Origin of the sequence: Leptolyngbya sp. KIOST-1, assembly GCF_000763385.1 — a bacterium.
Classification (GTDB): Bacteria; Cyanobacteriota; Cyanobacteriia; order Phormidesmidales; family Phormidesmidaceae; genus Nodosilinea.
In genome coordinates this window covers 1-19,227 of record NZ_JQFA01000007.1, presented here as the reverse complement: position 1 = coordinate 19,227, position 19,227 = coordinate 1, and the positions used below count along the sequence as shown (strand labels likewise).

14 protein-coding genes are annotated in these 19,227 nt (G+C 56.6%); 10 read left to right on the top strand and 4 right to left on the bottom strand.

Annotated features, from left to right (window positions below; translation table 11 throughout):
- Window positions 1–514 precede the first annotated feature (514 nt).
- A complete protein-coding gene (mobF, locus tag NF78_RS27665; protein WP_035984435.1) occupies window positions 515–1,420 on the top strand; it encodes a MobF family relaxase in 906 nt (301 codons plus the stop codon).
- 32 nt (window positions 1,421–1,452) lie between these two features.
- Here mobF and NF78_RS27660 read toward each other — a convergent pair whose 3' ends face one another.
- Window positions 1,453–2,178 carry an N-6 DNA methylase gene (locus NF78_RS27660; RefSeq protein WP_263970726.1) on the bottom strand — a complete coding sequence of 242 codons (726 nt, stop codon included), beginning with the start codon at window positions 2,176–2,178 and terminating at the stop codon, window positions 1,453–1,455.
- A 287-nt stretch (window positions 2,179–2,465) separates the two neighbouring features.
- On the opposite strand from NF78_RS27660, the gene NF78_RS27655 reads away from it, so the two are divergent.
- A complete protein-coding gene (locus tag NF78_RS27655) occupies window positions 2,466–2,759 on the top strand; it encodes a GIY-YIG nuclease family protein (RefSeq protein ID WP_035994991.1) in 294 nt (97 codons plus the stop codon).
- Window positions 2,760–3,088: 329 nt separating this feature from the next.
- Here NF78_RS27655 and hsdR read toward each other — a convergent pair whose 3' ends face one another.
- Window positions 3,089–6,448: a type I restriction-modification system endonuclease gene (hsdR, locus tag NF78_RS27650; RefSeq protein ID WP_035994989.1), complete on the bottom strand. Its 3,360-nt coding sequence runs from the start codon at window positions 6,446–6,448 to the stop codon at window positions 3,089–3,091.
- Between the two features lie 243 nt (window positions 6,449–6,691).
- Here hsdR and NF78_RS30180 point away from each other — a divergent pair, with 243 nt between their 5' ends.
- From NF78_RS30180 to NF78_RS27635, 4 genes are all read left to right on the top strand, one after another.
- Entirely contained in the window at window positions 6,692–6,868 is a 177-nt protein-coding gene (locus NF78_RS30180) for a DUF4278 domain-containing protein (RefSeq protein WP_081973046.1), read from the top strand.
- Window positions 6,869–7,418: 550 nt separating this feature from the next.
- Complete coding sequence (locus NF78_RS27645; RefSeq protein WP_035994986.1) at window positions 7,419–8,015, top strand: ParA family protein; 597 nt, start codon at window positions 7,419–7,421, stop codon at window positions 8,013–8,015.
- Window positions 8,008–8,301 carry a hypothetical protein gene (locus NF78_RS27640; RefSeq protein WP_156120012.1) on the top strand — a complete coding sequence of 98 codons (294 nt, stop codon included), beginning with the start codon at window positions 8,008–8,010 and terminating at the stop codon, window positions 8,299–8,301. Before NF78_RS27645 ends, NF78_RS27640 begins: the two co-directional genes overlap by 8 nt.
- Before the next feature lie 253 nt (window positions 8,302–8,554).
- Window positions 8,555–9,613 carry a PDDEXK nuclease domain-containing protein gene (locus NF78_RS27635; protein ID WP_035994984.1) on the top strand — a complete coding sequence of 353 codons (1,059 nt, stop codon included), beginning with the start codon at window positions 8,555–8,557 and terminating at the stop codon, window positions 9,611–9,613.
- A gap of 1 nt (window position 9,614) precedes the next feature.
- Here NF78_RS27635 and NF78_RS27630 read toward each other — a convergent pair whose 3' ends face one another.
- A complete protein-coding gene (locus NF78_RS27630) occupies window positions 9,615–11,252 on the bottom strand; it encodes a hypothetical protein (protein ID WP_052051084.1) in 1,638 nt (545 codons plus the stop codon).
- A gap of 768 nt (window positions 11,253–12,020) precedes the next feature.
- On the opposite strand from NF78_RS27630, the gene NF78_RS27625 reads away from it, so the two are divergent.
- Window positions 12,021–13,121, top strand: a complete 1,101-nt coding sequence (locus tag NF78_RS27625; protein ID WP_035994981.1) for a hypothetical protein — start codon at window positions 12,021–12,023, stop codon at window positions 13,119–13,121.
- A 70-nt stretch (window positions 13,122–13,191) separates the two neighbouring features.
- On the opposite strand, the gene NF78_RS27620 is transcribed toward NF78_RS27625, so the two are convergent.
- Window positions 13,192–13,665 carry a hypothetical protein gene (locus tag NF78_RS27620; RefSeq protein WP_035994977.1) on the bottom strand — a complete coding sequence of 158 codons (474 nt, stop codon included), beginning with the start codon at window positions 13,663–13,665 and terminating at the stop codon, window positions 13,192–13,194.
- Window positions 13,666–14,474: 809 nt separating this feature from the next.
- Between NF78_RS27620 and NF78_RS27615 the strand changes: the two genes are divergently transcribed.
- From NF78_RS27615 to NF78_RS28705, 3 genes are all read left to right on the top strand, one after another.
- Window positions 14,475–15,935, top strand: a complete 1,461-nt coding sequence (locus NF78_RS27615) for a SulP family inorganic anion transporter (RefSeq protein WP_225885448.1) — start codon at window positions 14,475–14,477, stop codon at window positions 15,933–15,935.
- A 7-nt stretch (window positions 15,936–15,942) separates the two neighbouring features.
- Complete coding sequence (locus tag NF78_RS27610) at window positions 15,943–16,806, top strand: universal stress protein (RefSeq protein ID WP_035994974.1); 864 nt, start codon at window positions 15,943–15,945, stop codon at window positions 16,804–16,806.
- 144 nt (window positions 16,807–16,950) lie between these two features.
- Window positions 16,951–19,227, top strand: a 2,277-nt coding sequence (locus tag NF78_RS28705) for a TIR domain-containing protein (RefSeq protein ID WP_156120011.1), incomplete at its 3' end; no start/stop codon positions are given.

Here is a 19,227-nt window from a genome sequence, read left to right as displayed (position 1 = left end):
ACATCATTATCCAACTCTAACCAAGCCATGTCTTGAGGACGACCAGCGGTACTCACCCCGGATAGAACGACTGAAGATAACCCATCTGCCACTTCCGCTCCCATCCAAATCGGAGCGCATTGATCTAATTGGACCTGGTAGAACAGCTTGGAGGCCGACGAGCCTAGATCAGCGGCTAACTGAACCATAGGGGGGATAACTGCAGAAAGTTTCATTGTGAAACCTAGAACGCTACTCCTTCACCATAGGGCTATCTAACCTCAAAGGATTCAAAAGGTTAATTAAATTTACTTTTAAGCCAGAAATGCTCGAAAAATGGTTATACAATGTTAGCTAGATCAGGTCATGTTCTCAGTGCTACGCCCCCTCTGAGGGGCTTCGCGGAAAGGCTACACAGTACGCCAGGGTTTTGGCAAAAACCGGGCAACGGCCCTCCCCCCAGGGTTTCTACCGTTTTTGAAGACGCTGCCGCTCTCGCCTCAGGGTGGCGTCATATTTTTAACCCAGCTTCTCCATGCTTTCCACGAGCAACCTCTCCGCCGCTCAAGCGGAGACCTACTACACCCACGAGGACTATTACTCGGCAGAAGAAGCGGCTCATCCGACAAAGTGGGTGGGGAAAGGGGCTGCGTCGTTGGGGTTGGCTGGGATTGTCAATCAGCAGGAATTCAGCCAGATGCTTTCTGGGCAGGCTCCGGACGGGCGATCGCTGATGGGGAAGGTGGTCGATCCAGAAAAGCGGCGGGCGGCAACAGACTTTACCTTTAGTGCCCCCAAGAGCGTCAGCATCGCAGCCCTGGTGCAGCAGGATGAGCGGGTGTTGGCGGTCCATCATCAGGCGGTCGCGAAGGCGCTGTCGGTGTTGGAAGAGCGCTATGCCCAAACTCGAATTTCGACAGAAGCAGGGAGAACCAAGGTGACGACAGGGAATATCGCCGCAGCGGTGTTCACTCATTCCACCAGCCGGGAGGCGGAGCCGCAGTTGCATAGCCATTGTGTGGTGATGAATGCGACGCAGCTGGAGGATGGGCGGTGGTTTAGTTTGAGCAATGAGGGGGCGATCGCCAACCAAAAGCTCCTCGGCCAGATCTACCAGAATGAACTGGCCGTCGCGCTGAGGCAGCAGGGCTACCAGATTGAGCCGAAGGCTCAAGAGAAGGGAGTCCAAATTAGCATGGCAGAAGTCGGACAAGCTTGGCAGAACGGCTATGCCGAACGATTAATGAGAACCATAAAAGAGGAGGAAGTTGATCTATCGGAATATCGAAACTTTACAGAGGCGTATCAACAGATCGAACACTTCTTGGAGGATGTGTATATGAAGAAAAGAATCCATTCCTCTCTAAGTTATCTAACACCTGAAGAATACGAACAAAAATGGAATGAACAACAAAAGAAAAAGCATGATATAAAAGAGTAGATCTCTTAATTCCCTTGATCTACTGTCCGAATCTAAGGGTTCACTTCACTCACCTCGCTCTCGATACCGTGGAGCATCAGGTTCATCAGCAATAGGCGGTGGGCATCCTGCACCAGCTCCATGCCGTAGAGCGCCTGATGAATTTGAAACGATTGGTCGGCCTCCGATAGCTCAAACAGGTCATCGGTGCGCTGCTTGATGTAGCGATCGGCGGCAATCAAAAAGCCACCGGTGCCCGCCGCCGGGTCTTGAATCAACTCCCCCGGCTGGGGCCGCATCAGCGCCACCATGCAGTCGATCAGCGCTCTGGGCGTAAAGTACTGCCCCGCCCCCGATTTTTTCTCTTCCGCGTTCTTTTGCAGCAGCCCCTCATACAGGTCGCCCAGGCCCTCTTCCTTGGCCGAGTACCAGTCCAGCCCGTCGATGCTGGTCACCAGCTTATTGAGGATGCGGGGCTGCTTGATGGCGGTCTGAGCATTGGCAAAAATCGCCTGAATCCGGCTGCTGGCGGCATCTTGCCCCAGCGACAGCAGCAGGGCGCGGTAAAAGTTGAGCTGCTCTAGCCCGTCTTTGCTCGCCAGGTCGCCCCAGCGCTCCCCCTCCGGCAGCTGGGTCTCCTCGGCCCCCGTCTCCTGCATCATCTTCAGAAACAGCAGGTAGGTCAGCTCGGTGACGTATTGCAGGTAGCTAATGCCGTCGTCCCGCAGCACATGGCACAGGCCCCACAGCTTTTGGACAATGTCGGAGGTAGCGTTCATGCGGGTAATATCGACGACTCCCTATGATAGGTCTACCTCACGGCCTGGGGACGCATCCCGCACATTGAAGAGTTCGTCAATCTCCTCAGCGCTAAACCAGGGTTCCCCTTCGATAGATTTACGAAAGTCGGCTACTGCTTCTCCAAAGTTGTTGCATGGCTTTGCTGTTGCCGAGTTGTCATCGTCAGAAGGCTGGGGAGACTGATCTGAGCCTGCAAGGTTTTGCCCCATAGCACCTCCCGCCAGTGTGGATTATAGATATGGCTAGTTTAGGCCAGGTACCTCCAATGCCAAAGTCTTACTATGTCTACATCATGACGAATCGCTCCAAGACTCTCTACACCGGGGTGACGAATGATCTGATGCGGCGGACAGCTGAGCATAAGCAGAAGGCCACTCCAGAGTTTGCGCAGCGGTACAACATTGATCGACTGGCATTTTTTGAGGAGGCGGGGAATGTGAGGGATGCGATCGCCCGTGAGAAGCAGATCAAGGGCTGGACGAGGGCTAAGAAGATTGCCCTAATTGAGTCGATCAATCCAGAATGGAAAGACCTCAGTGACGATTGGTTTGAGCAATGACAAGCAGCTTGTCATGTTGAGCGGAGCGCAGCGGAGTCGAAACATCTCAGTCTACGGCAAAGACCGAGATTCCTCCCGTTGGTCGGAATGACAGCCAGCTTGTCATGTCGTTCGCGAAGCGACTCCGGAGGAGTAACGGAGCGCAGCGGAGTCGAGACATCTCGCTCTACCGCAGAGACCGAGATTCCTCCCGTTGGTCGGAATGACAGCCAGCTTGTCATGTCGTTCGCGAAGCGACTCCGGAGGAGTAACGGAGCGCAGCGGAGTCGAGACATCTCGCTCTACCGCAGAGACCGAGATTCCTCCCGTTGGTCGGAATGACAGGCTAGCTACCCCACCTCTGGCCAGATCGCACTGTTGATCTCGGCTAGCAGGGTTTCGAGCTGGTGGTTAAACACCTTGTCGATGCGCTGAAAGCCGCCCTGGGCCTTGAACTGTCCCTGGTCGAGGGCGGCCTTATCCACTACCGTTTCTTTCTTTAGCTGCTGCCCGATCCGCTCCAGCCACTGGCGCTGGGGGGCCGTCCAGGGCTGGCTAGCCAGGATGGTCTTCATAGCGCGATCGACCCGCTCTCCGTAGGACACCAGCGCATCGCCCAGGGCCGCCTGACGAATATAGCCCACAATCGACGCCGCAATATCCTCATTGGTGGCATCGCGCCAGGCCGATCGCAGCATAGTTTCTGAGTAGCCCGCCCCATCCAGCGCCGCCCGCAGCTCCTTGAGCTGGGCGCGGGTCAGCTCTCGGGGGCGCTGAGTCACCACCAGCAGCGCCGGCACCAGGTTCAGGTTCGACTCAATGAACTGCTTGAAGCTAGCCAGATAGTCCTCTGGCTTGCCGTAGGCTACCCCTGCTTCCGAGACTCCATAGCCCCGCTCTACCCGCCGCAGCTCGTCGGCATGGTACGACACCAGCACCGGCTGGCTGCCGCCCTCGCGACGGTCGAGCACCTCTGCGATCGCCCGCCGCTGCTTCAACCAGGCCACCGCCTCACCAGGGCTGCTTTGCTTCAAATGCTGCACCACCTCATCCAGGGGCAGTCCAGCGATGCTTTCCACGGTTTCTTGGCTGTTGTCGCTCAGGTGTCGTCGCTTCCGCTGGAGCTTAGCCAAAATTTGGTCAACCACCGTCTGCACCTGGTCGGGGGCGCTGACCGTCTCTAACTCGCCCATCAGCTGAGCAAACGATATCTGCGGATTCACCACCACCGGCTTCATGTCTGACACCGCAGACATGGTTTCGTACAGATTCACCGCATCAAAAATATGGAAGACCTCTTTGCCGATACCGTCACAGCGGCGGGTAGCTCGCCCCAGCATCTGAGAATACAAAATCCGCGACTTCACCCGCCGAATAAAGACCAGATTGCAAATAGCAGGCACATCAATGCCGGTAGTCATCAGGTCTACGGTCACTGCCACCTTGGGGCTGACCTCATTTTTGTAGCGGCGAATCAGCTCCAAGGGCTTATCGGCAGCCCCGGTGATCTTGACCACTTCGTCATCATCAACACTGCCGTAGAGATCAGCAAAAGCCTCCTTCAGTTTTTGAGTCACCAGGTCGGCATGGTTGTCATTGACGCAAAAAATTAGGGTTTTCCCCGGCAGACTGGGGTCGATGTGGCGAGCCAGTTCTTCACAGACCACCCGGTTAAACTCTGGGGTGATCACCTGGCGATTGAACTGCTCGACATCGATGCGAATTTCATCAGGGGCATGCACCAGGTCAATCTGCCCGGTCTTGGGGTCATAGTAGGCGACATCATCCCCTGGGTGCCAGACGATGCCGTCTTCAGACAATGCGGTAATGATGCGGGTAGGCGGCTCGTGGTCAATCAGCCAGCCGTCAATTACGGCTTCTGGATAGCTGTAGGTAAAAACTGGGTCACCAAAAATCTCGGTGGTGTGAAGGGCGGGGGTGGCCGTCAGGCCAATCTTCACCGCGTCAAAGTAGTCCAGCACCTGTCGGTACTTCGACACGTAGTCACCAAAGTCTCGAAAGGTGAGTTCGCTATCACTCAGCTCCCGGTCGAGCAGGTAGCCCCGATGGCACTCATCCACCACAATGCAGTCGTACTGGTCAGTGGTGAAGGTCTCGCCGTCGTCGCTGGGGTACAGCAGTCGTTTCACAAAGCTCTGCACCGTACCAATATGGACTTTGGTATCGCGGTCTGGGGCGGTGTCCTTCAGCTCTTTGATGTCAAAGATATCGGCAAAGGTCTGAAGGCTCTCCATGCGAGTGTCTTTGAAGGCATTGGCGGCTTGCTCGCCCAGGGCGCTGCGGTCTACCAAAAACAGAATGCGCCGAAACCGCTTGGTCTTCAGCAGGCGATACACCAGGGCAATGCAGGTTTTGGTCTTGCCCGTGCCGGTGGCCATGGCCAGTAGCAGCTCTCGTTGATCCTGGGCCAGGGCGGTTTCCACTGCCTGAATGGCGCGAATCTGGTGATCCCAGAGCCCAAAGTCGTAGGTGAAGGGCTCTGCTTCGAGGCGATCGCTGGCTTCCTCCAAGTCATTCGCGAGAGAATCTACCAGCCCCGCTGGGCTATACCAGCTGCCGATCGCCCGCCGCAGATTTTCGGGTCGGCGCAGGTCACAAAACCAGATGCCGCTTTTAGTCTCTAGCTGCTTAAGATAGGCGCGGCCATTGGTGGCAAAGACAAAGGGCACCTGGTACTCGCCCCAGGGGCCGCCGGGCAAGGTTTCATCGCCCTTAATCACGTAGCCGCGGCTGTAGCGTTTGGCCTGGTCGATCGCCCCGTAGACATCCTTGCGCCCTCGCTTGGCTTCGACCACGGCCACCACTTGCAGCCCCACAAACAGAGCGTAGTCAGCCCGGCCATCGCGGGTGGGCCACTCTGCGATCGCCAGGTTCCGGTTCTTCTGAGGTCTAGCGCCCTTGGTATAGGTCAACTCTTCCGAGTCCGCCTCCCACCCGGCAGCCCGCAGCTGCTCGTCAATCAGGCGTCGGGTGCCAGGTTCATCGAGGTCAAGGGTCTGCTCGGCCTGCTGGGCCTGGGCAATTGTGGCCTGGATCACCGGGGCGGGCTGCGCCTGGGCCTCTGCCTGGATCACTTCGAGCCGTTGCCGAGTCGATTCCACTTCGACTTCGGCCTGCTCTAGCAGGGTCTCGGCAATCTGACGCAGTTCGGCTTCTTCAGCGGCAGTAGCCTGGGCGGTTTCGTACTGGCTGCGGTATTGCTCGGCTTCTTGGCGCAGGGCTTCGAGCCGCTGGCGCAGGGTTTCGGTTTCCTGGTCTGGGTCGGCGGGGGGAATGAAGGGGCCAGCCTTGAAGGTGCGATCGCCTGTAAAAGCCCGATAAAACCACAGCCCCAGGGCTCGGGCATACTTCAGGTTCTCCAACGCCGTCCGGTGGTCACCCACCATATCGTGGGTGGCGCGATTGCCATGCACCCGCAGCTCCTGGAATAGCTGGTATACCTCCCCCTGCACAACGCGGCGATCGCGCAGGCGGCGCAGCAGGTCAACCTGGTTTTCTTGAGTGTCTTCGTACAGCCCTGCCTTGGCAGCGGTCAGCTGCGCCAGCAGCTCTCCATACTGCCGGAGCTTGATCAAGCAGGTGCACGGGTCGTCCTTAAAGTAGCGCTCCGCCAGGGTGCCCAGTCGCACGAGCTGAGGGTCGAATCGCTTGAGAAAGACAAAATTGGTCGAAATGGCAGAGCCGCTCATCTAAACACGTCTAGAGCGTCAGTTAGTTATCCCAAGGATGCCCTTCCTCTCCGGAAAGCGCCATAAATTTACCGTTTCCTCAAGCGAGAGGGTGATCTTTAGCACGCGCATTGAAACACGGCATCACACTCGCAGGGCGCAACTATCACCTGATCACTTACAGCCGCGTCACCGCGCCAATCGGGGATTCACGGGACTATAGGTTCATCGGCACAATGCCCCCACTACTGAGGAACCCCCACCATGCAACTCACCTACCGCGGCCAATCCTACGAAGCCACCACCGCCTCCGTTGATGCGCTGGCTACCGGCGAAACCGCCACCTTCCTAGGTCGCCCCTACGCCCGCAAGCAGTTCACCGTTACCCAGCGCCAGCAGCCCGCAGAACTGACCTATCGCGGCGTTCGCTACACTCGCTAGCCCACCAGCGTCCCCTCAGACAACTTCGACCAACCTCCTGTCTCCCCGCTGTTACCAGCGGGGTTTTTCGTTAATCGGTTAATCACTTAATCGACTAGCTGACAAATCGGCCAGTCTGCCAGCGGCCAGCGAACAATATCTTTGCTTAATCAACTAACCGCTTAGGCAATTAATTGATTAAGTGGGCGATCGAGAACCGTTGCTGACACTATTGCCAACGAATCCGCTCTTGACCGTTGGCACTGGGCAGGAAGAACAGGGATCGACGGAGGGCGATCGCCTAGCCCAGATTCACTTAACCGCTTAATCAGCTAATTGGTCAATCAATTAACTGAATGGGCAGGGAGCGCCCCTAGCAAGGGATACTGCCACCTCGTAGACGACCCATTAATAGCCTGGCAGAGCAACTATCACCCAATCCTGAGATTACCTTCTTGAAAACGCTTAATCGCTTAATCGTTTATTCAACCAGCCGATTAAGCGATAAGATTTGGTTAATCAGTCAATCGCTTAAACAATCAACTGATTAACCGATTAAGCGGGCAAGCAAATGATTATTACCGTTGCCGGATTCAAAGGCGGGGTCGGCAAAACCACCACCGCCGTGCACCTGGCCTGCTACTTTGCCAGAAAGTCTGACAAGACTCTGCTAGTCGATGGCGACCCCAACCGCTCATCCCTGTCATGGTCCAAACGGGGGACGCTGCCGTTTCAGGTCTGTGACCTGATGTCGGCGGCGAAGGCCTCCAGGGGCAAAGAGTACGTCATTGTCGATACCGAGGCCCACCCCGACGAAGACGAGCTAGAGGCTCTGGCGGAGGGCTGCGATCTGCTGGTACTGCCCTCCACCCCAGACGCCCTGGCCCTGGAGGCGCTGCTGGCCACCGTCGACAACCTCCAGAACCTGACCTCCTACGGGGTGGTGCTGACGATGGTAGACAGCCGCAAAAAGGCCACCTCCCTCCAGGCCAAAGAAACGCTTAGCCGCTTAAGCATCCCAGTGTTTAAGCAGATGATTAGGCGCTTAACCGCTTACGAGAAAGCGGCCCTAGTCGGGGTGCCGGTGTACGACACCGGCGATCGCTTTGGGCGCATTGCCTGGGGCGAGTATGAGTCATTAGCAAAGGAGATCGAGAGCCATGCCTGATGCAGCCAGCATGTTTGACAAGCTAGCCCAGAGCCGCCAGAAGGCCAAGGCCCCTCCAGCACCAGAGCCAGCGCCGGAGCCAGCACCAGCACCTGAGACGCCCCCCAAGAAACGGCAGCGAAAGGCCACCGGCAAGCGCTCTGACCCAAACTACATCCAGGTGGGGGCTTATGTACCCATCGAGCTCAATAAGGCCGTCAAGCGTCTGCTGGTGGACCAGGATCAGGACTTTTCTGAACTGGTCTCTGAACTGCTAGAACGATGGGTTCAAGAAAATAACGCTTAACCGGTTGACTGTCTAACCGATTAAGCGGTTAAACGGCTACACAGTCAACCGGCTAATCAACCTTCTGATTATCCGGATTCCGGAAAGTCAAGCTTGCGCCGTCCGCTGCACAGTTCAATTTTGTTGATTTGGATCGCCCTTCGCTCATTACAGCTCAGAGGTTGCGGGGCGCGATCGCCCAAATTTGGATCACCCCCTTACCACCAATCAGTTAACCGACTAACCGATTAATCACTTAACCAGTTCACCGTCCATGTCAAAAGCCCCTGCCCCACTCCCTGATGAAGACAACTACGTTGCCCTGCTCAGTGAACTGAAGAAGCGGATCCGCTCAGCCCAGGTTAAGGCAGCCCTGGCCGTCAACAGGGAACTCATTCTGCTCTACTGGCAAATTGGCCGGGAAATTCTCGCGCAGCAGCAGGTAGAAGGATGGGGCGGTAAGGTCATCGAACGCCTGGCTCAAGACCTGAAGCGGGAGTTCCCCGATATGCAGGGCTTCTCCCAACGCAACCTCAAATACATGCGGGCTTTCGCCGAAGCCTGGCCCGATGAGCAATTTGTGCACCAGGCTGGGGCACAAATCCCCTGGAAGCATAACTGCATCCTTCTGGAGAAGGTGAAAGACCCAACTGAACGCCTGTGGTACATCCAGCAAACCGTTGAATACGGCTGGAGCCGGAACATCCTTACCCTGCAAATAGAAAGCGGACTATACCAGCGCCAGGGCGGAGCGATCACCAATTTTGAGCGCACTCTGACGCCGGAACAGTCCGATCTCGCCCAGCAGTTGATCAAAGACCCCTACAACTTTGACTTTCTCAATCTGACCTCTGCCACCCAGGAGCGCGATCTGGAGAAAGCTCTAGTGGAGCGAATCAGGGATTTTCTATTGGAGCTAGGTGTGGGATTCGCCTTCGTCGGCAGTCAGTATCGCCTGGAGGTCTCGGGCAACGAGTACTTCATGGACATGCTGTTCTACCACCTCAAGCTGCGGTGCTATGTGGTCATTGACCTGAAGGTGACCGAGTTTCGTCCTGAGTACACCGGCAAGATGAACTTCTACGTCGCCGCGGTAGATGACCTGCTGCGCCACCCCGATGACCAACCCACCATCGGTATCGTGCTGTGCAAGTCAAAGGACAAAACAATCGCGGAATACGCCCTGCGCAACGTCAACACCCCGATCGCCGTCACCACCCACAGCCTGCCAGACCAACTCAAGGCCAATCTACCCACCATCGAGCAGCTAGAAATGGAGATCGATGCAGCAGTGAGCGAACTCTCAGAGGAGAGCGAGGCACCTGAGGAGTAAGTTAGCGACGCAGATGATAGAGCAGCAAGAGCCGCTCATCCTCGGTTAGCTCAGCCCAGCGCTTGCTCTCAAAGCGGTCAGCGATGAATTGGCAAATCACATCCCCAGACCAACCCAGGCTACGGATCTGGTGTTGAATCTGGTCGTGCAGGTCTGGGTCATAGGCCGCAGGCCCGGCATCCTGGGGAAAATCGGACTCATCCCCCCGCACCCCCCTTTCCGGAGAAAAAGAGGACAGATCCGAACCCGCCCCACCGGCGCGGAGCGCCTCACCCTTCATATTTCGGTCTATAGGGTGTAATTCCTTGTTTTCCAAGGGGTCTGGCAATTGGGATATCGCTTCAGGAATTGTCTCCGTGAGGTCTAGAAGGCTTGCTGCGGCGGCTATTACACCCTCTTGGTGCTGGGGGTGCCAAAGGCTTAGGTGCTTGTAGAGGGTCTGCTGGCTGACCTTGGCGGATTGGGCGATCGCCTTGGCCCTAGCCGTAATCTGCTCAGGCAACTCTCCGGCCTGCTCTAGCTCGGCGTAGGCGATGCGGATGCGGTGCTGGGCATCTTCGGCCTGCTGCTGGTTGAAGGGCACCAGGTTGTTCTTAGGGTGGCTGGGGTCACGGGTAGGGGTGGTGCCCAGGGGCCAGTAGTAGCCCTCGACGGCTCTGGCCCAGGCGGTGACTTTGCGCTCGATCTCGTGCTGGTGGCGGCAGTATTGTTCGTAGCCGGGGCAGTGGAGGGCGATGCGCAAGGTGTAGTCGATCAGGGACTGGCCCTGGAGGCCCTCGAAGACGTGGCCGTAGCAGGCGATGGTTTTGAGCAGGTGGTTGGTCTGGCCGGGGGCAGTCCAGCCTTCGGTGATTTCGGTATCGAGGTCGTGTCGCCAGCTGTCAACCGGGTGGCTGCGCCGCTTGGGTCGCTTGCGGTGGTTGTCGCGGCCAATTTTCATCGCATGGCGCAGGGTGTCCATGTCCTGGTGGCCCGCAGCCCCATCCCAGAGCCAGAAGAAGCGAGCTAGGCTGCTGCCAATGGGGTTGAGGGCGTCGTCCAGCAGGCAGGAGCCGCTGCCGGGCTGGAGGGGCAGCCGGTGGCCCAGGTATTCGATGAAGGTTTGAACGCCGTAGGCTTTGACGTTGGGGAAGATTTCGAGCTGCCCGGCCTGGAGCCGGAACCCCTGGGCTTTGAAGCATTCTTTGAGGGCGACAGCCAGGTTGAAGGTATTGACAAGTTCCGAAAAAGGAATATATAGATGCAGGCCACCGCTCCAGCTGGAGCGCACCAGCAGGGTGCGGGTGATGCCGATGGTCTCTAGGGCAGCGCGGATTTGGGCGACGCCTTCGGCGGTGCAGTAGTCGCCGCCGGCATCGAGGTCGAGCAGGGCGTAGCGAGTGTCGTGGGTGAAGCGGACGCCGATCAGCTGGTTGGCGTCTTGCCAGTGGTTCCAGAGAACGCGGGGCCGCAGGGGATAGTCTTTGACAGTTGTCCAGGCGGCTTTGGCGGTGGCGTCATCCGGCAGGTCGGCGCGGATGAAGTTCCAGCGGTAGTGGCCAAAGATTTCACACAGCCGCTGACCTGTGGGGTCAGCGGGGAGGGGTTCGGAGCGGGGAGGCTTACACGACTCCTCGCCCCATCCTTTAGATGCGGTCATCGGATCTCTCTCCTAAAAAAGAGCAATGGGTATTGCCCCGAGAGAGATCCGGTGTTACCATAGCCGCACAAGCAATTCACGCGCGACTCGGGACTGGTCCTCTCGGGTTTTCGCTTTTTAAAGAGCCGGTGGCATCTGCTGCCGGTTCTTTTTGCGTATTAAGGGCCTGGTCAGGACGCTTAATACAGATCGAGGCTTAGTCTGAGTGGTCAGTTCAGCTGGGCACTGGTCATTACTGAGTGAGTCGTACCACCTCCTTCACCTCTCCTGGGAGTTAGTGCAAACGTTCTGAAGCTGGAATATTGACAAAGAGTAGCACTGAAAATCTTGATTCTCAATAGCCCTCTATGGGTCTGTACGCCAGAGTTACAGGTCACCCATACGCCAAAGTTACAGGCAAAACTATACGCCAAAGTTACAGGTCAGAAAATGACCATACGCCAAAGTTACAGGCAAAACCATACGCCAAAGTTACAGGTCGCCGCCGAGAAGGCTGACCCGTCAAAGCCTTGCCAGAGAGCCGACAAAAAACCATACGCCAAAGTTACAGGCAAAACCATACGCCAAAGTTACAGGTCAGAAAATGACCATACGCCAAAGTTACAGGCGAAACCATACGCCAAAGTTACAGGTAGCGGCGGAAAAATCATACGCCAAAGTTACAGGTAGCTAAAAAAGCCTGGCCCGTTGAACGTTACGGAGTGTTTTCGCCAGCGTTCTTCCCTAAAATGTGGCTCAATGCTGTGTCAGACAGGATGAGAACTCGCCGTGAGTGTCCCCGAGACGCCAACAACAGGATCAGACACCTTCCCGGTCGATGGGCAACTGCTCATGGTGCTGCCACGGGCTGGAGCATCGGTAAAAAACCCGGATGTGCAGGTGCCTATTCTGCGGTCGGATGGCGATGGCTATTACCTTGAAATGCGTGTTGAGGCTGATTCTAAAGACGATGCAGAAGTCGCTGTTACCCGCCGCGTACCCCTTGAAAACCTAACCGCCGAAGAGTGGGAAGAGATCCAAGCCCAATATTCCAGCTTAGATATCGAATCCTGTGTTGACATGGGAATCAGCAAGGGGCTGGAGAACATTCAAGATCGCCGCATCGAACGCCTGCTGGTCGCCCTGCTCACCTTCCTCAACCCGCGTCAGGTTTCCATCGTGCTGCATTTATATCGCCTGGCAGCCCAACAGGATCAGGGGCCATTGGTTTCGTTTCGCTCTAATGATTTGCTGGAGGCCCTGGGCTATACCAAAACCAAAGATGGGGGATTTGCATCAAAACTCAGATCTCAGCTCCATAGAGACCTGGTGGCTCTGCACCGCACTGAACTAGTGTTTGCCCAGTCTCTTCGCAAAGGCGACAATCTGGGGGCCAAGGTCACCATCAAAAGTGTTTTGAGAATCAGAGATTATGAGATCGACAACGTGCCCCGAGACTTTGACTTGGCTAAGGCCGCCGACTATACCTATGAGTTAGCCGATGCCTATACTGTCTCCCTAGAGTTCTTTGATGGGCCAGCTCGGAACGGAGACTATGTGCTTTTTGCCGATAGCCTCGACATTCGCCAACGTCTAGGAGGCAGCACCAAGCACGACTACAAGACTAAGCTGCTCATTTACCTGGCTAGCCGAATGAAGTGGGATCGGCCTGAGGATGGCCAATACCTCAATGTTTCAAAGCAGTACCTCTTTAAGAATTTGGATCTACTGGGCAGCAACGCCTCTCGCAATAACCAAATTTTCTGGCGCACGGTGGAAGAGTTGAGTAATGAGGGATATATCCTGGGAGCACAGGAGCTGCCAGGAAGAAAGAAGTTAGCGACGATTCAATTTCAGATCAATCCTGAAAAACTGAGGGCTGAGGGGTAGAAAAGTCCATCGGCGCGGAGGGGCAAGCTACCAGCTTGCTCAGGCAAACAGGCATAATGATTTGGCAACGTCAGGTATTTTGTTTGTGTTCTGCCCTAGCTGCCTTGAGTTCGCTGCTCTTTAATTGGGCTGCTTGATAAGCATTCACGTAGTCTTTTCCCCCTAGCATTACGTCACCGTAATACTCGTAGGGCGGAGCACCGTAAATCGGCAGCGGCGGATCCTCTGGGTAATCTTCCTGGGCCTCTTCAATAAAGGCTTTTAATGCCTTGATGCTGAGGCTTTGGGCGGAAAAGTAGTAGATTTCTTGCTGGGCTTTGTTAATATGCGGTAGCGTCGGGTCGATGATATCGTCACCCAGTACAATCCAGGCGTGTTCGAGGGGCTCATACTGCCCGTTATTCAAAACTACAAACCCCTGAACGTAGGTCGCTCCTGTCAGGGTCAGCACAGCTCGATGGGTGTTGCCAAAGGGAGCGCCTGCTTTGCTTTTGATTTGTTCAGAAATTTCGAGGGAAAGGGATTCATTCAGGGTTGGGGGCATTGGGTGTGAACATTAGAGTCGCTACTGGCGATCGTAAGCATCTGCGCTGGGTATGTCTATTGCCGCCAGGTTGATGTCCAGGTCGTTTGGTGAGTGCTAGCGCCAACAGTAGACTGCCTAGAGAATTTCACCGCTGCCCCTGTCTTTGCTGGGGGCTTTTTGCTGCTTGGTCCAGCCCTTGACTAGTTGTGCCGAGAGGCCACTGCTCACACCAGTGACGGTAGCTACAACCTTCGGAAGCGGTTGACCGTCAAATCTTGACCCCATCTTCTCCGTCTCTTTTTCATTGCCCTCTAGACACAGCTGCTCATTTGCCGTTAGATAAGCTTAAGCAAAGAAGTATTAAGCACATCTACTCACGAGCTATGGCGATCTTCTTCGGTCAGACTCAAGGCACTCAGCTGGTAGGCGGTCCTCCCTAAGCTGGGGAGCCTATCGTTTTAAAACACCTCAACAGCCTTCATGACCAAAGGTGATCATCGGCCTTTGCCAGCCCAAATGTAGATTTATTCAACGATTGAGATGGCCGGTTGCAATGGTCCCCAAGGATCGGTCTTTGACCATGGCGCAACTGGCTTTCCGTCACGGATTTGCAACCAACTCTAGGCTTACAGAGCCGATGGCTCAGGCCATTGCGATCGGCATCAAGGCTATTGTCATGGCTGAGCAGGCATAGCTCTCAACCTGCTGGTGGCCAAGGCCACAGGAGTTTGATCAGTCCGTTCTATCACTAGCCCGACCAGGCTTTATTTTTCCAGGCTACAGGAGACCCCTTGAACAATTCCAATTTCAATCTTCGATCTCTAAATTTGCGCGCTCTGAAGCGAGAGTGGTGGTCTAACCCAAGAGCCGACCTGCTGGCTGGGGCGGTGGTAGGGCTGGCGCTGATTCCCGAAGCGATCGCGTTCTCGATCATCGCCGGAGTGGACCCCAAGGTGGGCCTTTATGCCTCTTTCATCATTGCGGTGGTCACCGCTTTTTTGGGCGGGAGGCCCGCGTCGATCTCCGCCGCCACTGGAGCCATGGCGCTGCTGATGATCGACCTGGTGCGCGACTACGGGCTCGAGTATCTGCTGGTGGCCACCCTGCTGTGCGGTGTGTTTCAAGTGATCTTTGGCGTGCTGCGGCTGGGTCGCCAGATGCGCTATGTGCCCCGCGCCGTGATGGTGGGCTATATCAACGCCCTGGCGGTGCTGATTTTCTTAGCGCAGCTGCCCCAGCTGACCAACGTGCCCTTGGCCGTGTACGTGATGACGGCGCTGTCGCTGGCGATCATCTACATCCTGCCGCGGTTTACCAAAGCGGTGCCCTCACCCCTGGTGGCGCTGTTTGTGATGACGGTGGCGGCGATCGCCCTCGGTATTGACGTACCCACGGTTGGCGACATGGGCGAGCTGCCCACCGCCCTGCCCATCTTCGCCCTGCCCCAGGTGCCCTGGACTCTGGAAACCCTGCGGATTGTGCTGCCGACGTCGCTGACCATGGCCGTGGTGGGGCTGTTAGCCTCATTCCTGACCGCGTCGCTGGTGGACGAACTCACCGACACCCCCAGCGACAAAAACCGCGAGGCCAAGGGTCAGGGCATCGCCAACATCATTACCAGCTTTTTTGGCGGTATGGCAGGCTGCGGCATGATTGGCCAGTCGGTGATCAATGTGCAGTCGGGCGGGCGGGGGCGACTCTCCACTCTGTGCGCTGGGGTGTTTCTGTTGTTTGCCATTCTGGTGCTGAGCGGCTGGGTGCAGCAGATGCCTATGGCGGCCCTGGTGGCGGTAATGATCATGGTTTCCATCGGCACCTTTCGCTGGGCTTCGTTTCGCGATATGGCCAAAATTCCCCGCACCGAGACGGCGGTGATGCTGTCCACCATGCTGGTGACGATCTTCACCCGCAACTTTGCCCTCGGGGTGGCCACCGGGATTGTGATGAGTACGGTGTTTTTCTCTCGCAAGATTGCCCAGCTAGTCTTTGTGGACAAGGTGATGCGCGCAGAGGGCCACCGGGTTTACAGCGTGTCGGGCCAGATTTTCTTTGTCTCAAGGGATGAGTTCTTTGAAGCCTTTGACTTTGAAGAGTTTGTCGATCGCGTCACCATCGACCTCACCCACGCCCACCTATGGGATCAGGGGGCCGTTGCCGCCCTGGACAAGATTGTCAACAAATTTCGCCGCGCCGGAGCCGAGGTAGAGGTGGTGGGCCTGAACGAGGCCAGCACCACCCTGGTGAACAAATTGGCCGTCCACAGTCAGCCCACCGCCCTCCAGGAGTAGTCCCGCCATGAAACGAATCTTACTATGCACTGACGGCTCCACCTTTGCCCAGAGCAGCTACCCCTACGCCGCCTGGTTTGCCCAGGGCATGGGAGCCAGTGTTGACGTGCTCTATGTCACCGACTCGCGGGGACAGGCTACAGCCGAAGCCAGCAACCTCAGCGGCAGCATTGGTCTGGGGGCCGCCGAAAGCCTGCTGAAAAAGCTGGTGGAGGTGGAGCACGAGCGGGCCAAGCTCAACCACCAGAAGGCCAAGCTGATTTTGGCTGACGCTGCAGCGGCGATCGCCGCCCAGGGCGCTACCACCGTCAAGCTGATCCACAAAACCGGCTTTTTGGTGGACTGCTTGGAGAATCTAGAGGCCGACGTAGACCTGATTGTGCTGGGCAAGCGGGGGGAGGCCGCCGACTTTGCCTCTGGCCACCTGGGGGCCAATGTCGATCGCATCGTGCGCAGCGGCCACAAGCCCTGCCTGATTACCCCCAGAACCGTGGTGCCGATGGAGCGTCTGCTGGTGGCCTACGACGGCAGCCCCACTGGCCAGCAAATGCTGCGGTTTCTAATCGAGTCTCCCGGCCTCCGGGAGCTAGAGATTCACCTGCTGACGGTAGCGGGGGCGGAGTCCGACGCTGAGAAAACCCGGTGTTTGGCCGAAGCTGAGGCGGTGCTGCAAGGGGCGGGGCTGATGCCAACAGCAAGTTTGCAGGTCGGGGAGCCGGAAAAGGCGATCGCCCGCCACCTCAACGACCACAACATCAGTCTGCTGCTGATGGGGGCCTACGGCCACCGCCGCATTCGCCATCTGGTGATCGGCAGCACCACGGTACAACTGCTGCAGAGTAGCCAAATTCCCGTATTACTCTACCGTTAAGCATTCCTGAATAGGTCTAACGCACTGGACATAAGCCAGATCGGCTAGTTGCGCGCGCAGGCAACTACTCCAAAGTTCAGTGGGCTGAACCAAGCCTGAGCAGGAACTGCCGTAAGATAGCGCTAATTCCAGGGGAATGAGGCCATGCCGAGCCAGCACTCGATCTTTCTCTCCTATCGTCGCAGTGACAGCCTAGCGGTGACTCAAACCGTCTATAACGCCTTAGCTGAACATTTTGGCCCCGAGGTGGTGTTTCGCGACCTGGACTCTATCCCCGCTGGCCAAAGCTTCAAAAACCATCTGGAAACCGAGCTAGACCACTGCGAAGTTCTGATCGTCGTGATGGGGCCTACATGGCTCGAAGTCCAGAGTGGCTCCACCGGCAAGCGACGGCTCGATAACCCGAACGACTGGGTCCGACTAGAGATTGAATACGCCCTCAAGCGCAACATCTTGGTCATTCCGCTGCTGATTGATGGGACGCCGCTGCCTGCCGAAGATCAGCTGCCGGGGTTGCTCAAACTGCTGCGGGAACGACAAACGGCAAAACTGGGCCATGACGCCAACCACCAGACAGACTCCCGTGACCTCAACCGGCTGATCCGGGATATTCAGCGGCATCTAGAAACACCGCTCCAGGCCAGGCTGACCGGCGTTTGCCCGTACAAAGGGTTATCCTACTTCGACTACAACACCGAAGACAGCCAATACTTTTATGGCCGTAAGGCATTAACCCAGACGCTGCTAACCAAAGTCCAGACCTCGAACTTCCTGGCCATTGTGGGGGCTTCGGGGAGTGGTAAGTCATCGGTGCTGCGGGCCGGGTTGCTCCAGCAGCTCAAGGAAAAAGGGAACTGTGACATTCGGATCCTCCTACCCGGCGAACATCCCCTCCAAAGCCTGGCCCTAGCCTTTGGGGAGGATTTGGCAGACCCGCTGGAGCAGGCGGCACAACAGCACCAGGCGCAAGAACTGATTCAGTCTGGGGTGGACGGTCTTTGCGCCTTAATCAAACGGGCCGAGGTGCCGAGGGTATTTTTGGTCATCGACCAGTTTGAAGAGGCGTTCACCCTGTGTCACGACGAAGCAGAACGAGCGGCCTTTTTCAATACGTTGCTGGGAGCACTAGAGGTGCTGCCTACCCAGCTTTGCTTAATTGTCGCCATGCGCTCTGACTTTGTCGGCAAGTGCTTTGAACAGCACTATGGGGGGCTGGCCCAAAAGGTAGAAACCCATCTAACGGCTATTCTGCCCATGACCCGAGATGAGTTGGCTCTGGCGATCATCGAGCCCGCCCACAAAACCGGGCTCACCCTCGATCCAGGCTTAGTGGAGGATATGCTGAAGGATTTGGAACAGTCCTCTAGCGAGCTTCCCCTCCTCCAGTACACCCTGACAGAACTTTGGAAGGGAATGCAAAATGGCCAACTGATGTCATCCACCTATAGCAAACTTGGCAGGGTGACCGGCACGCTGCAAAAGCGGGCCGATGAGGTCTATGCCTCCCTATCCCCAGAGCAGCAGGAGGTGGCTAAACATATCTTTTTGAACCTGACCCAACTGGGGGAAGGGAGCGAAGATACGCGCCGCCGGGTGACTCAAGCCAGCTTAGTCTCTGTGCATTACCCAGAAGCCCAGGTGAGCGAGGTGGTGCAGCGGCTGGCCGACGCTAATCTGGTGGTGACTGACGATCAGGGTGAAAGTGCTCAAGGGGAATACAGGGCAACGGTTGAGGTGGTTCATGAAGCCTTAATTCGGAGCTGGCCCAAACTGAGACAGTGGCTAGATAGTAGCCAAGACGATATTCGCTTCAAGCGTCGATTGGAAGCCACGGCCCACTATTGGCACGAGAAAGACAGACCCGACGGCCTGCTATGGCAGCCACCTGATCTAGATTTGTTGCGAGATTTTCAGCAACGGGCAGAGCAGACGATGACAGCGCTGGAAAATGCCTTTTGGCAGACCTCCGCTCAGGCCGAACGACGACGCAGGCGCAATAAACGCCTCGTCACCCTCGGATTAGCGGCAGGCCTCGTGTTGACAACGGGATCTACCTTGGTACCAGGGTGGCAGATGCGGGCCGCAAACGGGAGTAACATCTTAACTCTGGCACAAACGGCAGCCACCTTAAATGCTTCGGGAGATAGCTTTGAAGCAGGGTTGTCGGCCCTGCGGGCTGCAAAACAGTTTCAGCAAAATCCCTTACTAGATGCCGAAATCCGCAGCAAAATACAAAGCGAGCTTCTCAAAGCACAACTTCCAAGACATCGCGAAATCACTCGTTCAACAGGCCACAGCAATGCGGTTGTAGCCGTGCAGTTCAGCCCCGACGGCAGCACCCTGGCCACCGCCAGTGAAGACGGCACGGCCAAGCTCTGGACTCGCGACGGCACCCTGATTACCTCCCTCGACGGCCACAGC

Bases quoted from the DNA above. Each gene is read 5' to 3' on its own strand.
- hsdR (WP_035994989.1), bottom strand. From the start codon at position 6,448: ATGAGCGGCTCTGCCATTTCGACCAATTTTGTCTTTCTCAAGCGATTC.
- mobF (WP_035984435.1), top strand. From the start codon at position 515: ATGCTTTCCACGAGCAACCTCTCCGCCGCTCAAGCGGAGACCTACTAC.
- NF78_RS30180 (WP_081973046.1), top strand. From the start codon at position 6,692: ATGCAACTCACCTACCGCGGCCAATCCTACGAAGCCACCACCGCCTCC.
- NF78_RS27610 (WP_035994974.1), top strand. From the start codon at position 15,943: ATGAAACGAATCTTACTATGCACTGACGGCTCCACCTTTGCCCAGAGC.
- NF78_RS27620 (WP_035994977.1), bottom strand. From the start codon at position 13,665: ATGCCCCCAACCCTGAATGAATCCCTTTCCCTCGAAATTTCTGAACAA.
- NF78_RS27635 (WP_035994984.1), top strand. From the start codon at position 8,555: ATGTCAAAAGCCCCTGCCCCACTCCCTGATGAAGACAACTACGTTGCC.
- NF78_RS27660 (WP_263970726.1), bottom strand. From the start codon at position 2,178: ATGAACGCTACCTCCGACATTGTCCAAAAGCTGTGGGGCCTGTGCCAT.
- NF78_RS27630 (WP_052051084.1), bottom strand. From the start codon at position 11,252: ATGACCGCATCTAAAGGATGGGGCGAGGAGTCGTGTAAGCCTCCCCGC.
- NF78_RS27645 (WP_035994986.1), top strand. From the start codon at position 7,419: ATGATTATTACCGTTGCCGGATTCAAAGGCGGGGTCGGCAAAACCACC.
- NF78_RS27655 (WP_035994991.1), top strand. From the start codon at position 2,466: ATGCCAAAGTCTTACTATGTCTACATCATGACGAATCGCTCCAAGACT.
- NF78_RS27640 (WP_156120012.1), top strand. From the start codon at position 8,008: ATGCCTGATGCAGCCAGCATGTTTGACAAGCTAGCCCAGAGCCGCCAG.